Source organism: Halomonas sp. AOP7-B1-5, from assembly GCF_052353045.1.
GTDB lineage: Bacteria > Pseudomonadota > Gammaproteobacteria > Pseudomonadales > Halomonadaceae > Vreelandella > Vreelandella colorata.
This window is the reverse complement of the sequence record NZ_JBQTDC010000103.1, coordinates 1-1,354: the sequence shown is the minus strand read 5'-3', so window position 1 is coordinate 1,354 and position 1,354 is coordinate 1. Positions and strand designations below refer to the sequence as shown.

The 1,354-nt window shown below is 56.7% G+C and carries 1 protein-coding gene; it reads right to left on the bottom strand.

What is annotated here, in order from left to right; all coding sequences use genetic code 11:
- Positions 1-179: 179 nt before the first annotated feature.
- The gene (locus ACT3XD_RS19540; protein WP_074211468.1) at positions 180-1,292 is read right to left on the bottom strand and encodes an RNA-guided endonuclease InsQ/TnpB family protein; all 1,113 of its coding nucleotides are present in this window, start codon (positions 1,290-1,292) and stop codon (positions 180-182) included.
- Between the last annotated feature and the right edge of the window lie 62 nt (positions 1,293-1,354).

Below are 1,354 nucleotides of genomic sequence, written 5' to 3'. Positions count from 1 at the left end.
ATTGACATCCTCCCCTCCCTCAGCTTGCGCTGCCGCCTTGCGGCGGAAAGGAAGGGGATTCCCAGGTCGTTACCTTCCTGGTTCCTGCTTCGATGTTCGTTGCCTTCAATGCCTTGGCACTGCTGGTCTTACACAAACTCCACAGGCGTACATTCCCGAGTGCCCCTCGGTATGATCTTTCAACCATCTGCACCGGCTAATAGCGCGGTGCCTGCTTGCAGAATGTTGCGGGCCGCATTCACGTCGCGGTCGATGCCCTGAGTACCGCAATCTGGGCAGTCCCAGGTGCGAACATTCAGCGGTAGTGATTCCAGCACAAAGCCGCAGCTATGGCAGCGTTTTGAGCTTGGGTACCAGCGATCAATCTGGACAAACTGCCTTCCCGCCCAGGCCGCCTTGTAGTCAAGCTGGCGAACCAACTCCCCCCAGCCAACATCACTGATGGCGTTAGAGAGATGGCGGTTTTTGACCATGTTCTTCACCTGCAAACTCTCCGCTGCAATCACTTGGTTCTCGTTAACGATCTGGCGGGTGAGTTTATGCAGGTGGTCACGGCGCGTGTCAGCGATCTTGGCGTGACAGCGAGCGACCTTTAACCGTGCCTTGGCTCGGTTGTTCGAGCCTTTTTGCTTACGGCTGAGGCGCCGCTGCGCCTTCGCTAGCTTTCGGGCATAGCGGGCAGTGTGGCGGGGATTATTCACCCGATGGCCGTCACTGGTCACGAACAGGTCTTTGATCCCCAGGTCGATACCGACCATCTTGAACGTAATTGGCAGCGCCTCAGTGTCTACCTTGCACAGACAGCTAATGAAGTAACGGCCTGCTGCATCCTTGGATACCGTCACTGTGCTCGGTGCCGCAGGCAGGTCGCGGCTCCAGCGGATGTTTAGCGGTTCACGGCACTTGGCGAGCGTGATCTGCCCGTCACGGTACGAAAATGCCGAACTGGCAAAGGTGGCTGACTGCCGGTGCTTCTTCGATTTAAAGCTGGGGTACCGCGCCCGCTTGGCAAAGAAATGCTTGAACGCACTTTGTTGATGGCGCAAGCATTGTTGCAGTGGCACCGAACTAACCTCGGCTAGAAAGGCGGTGTCCGGCTGCTTCTTTAACTGTGTTAGGAACGCGCTGGCATCGTTATAGCCGATCTTTTCCTGACGCTGATAAAACGCGTCGGTGCGATAGCGCAGCACCGCGTTCCAGACAAACCGCACGCACCCAAACGTCCGCGCCAGCAAGGCTGCTTGCTCAGGCGTGGGATAGAAGCGGTATTGGTAGGCGCGTTCGGCTTTCATGCTTTACACTTTAGACGAAATATTGTAAGGATGCAAAACACAAGGCGTCCTGGCGGACGCCG

Coding starts and splice junctions, on each gene's coding strand:
- ACT3XD_RS19540 (WP_074211468.1), bottom strand. CDS start 1,292: ATGAAAGCCGAACGCGCCTACCAATACCGCTTCTATCCCACGCCTGAG.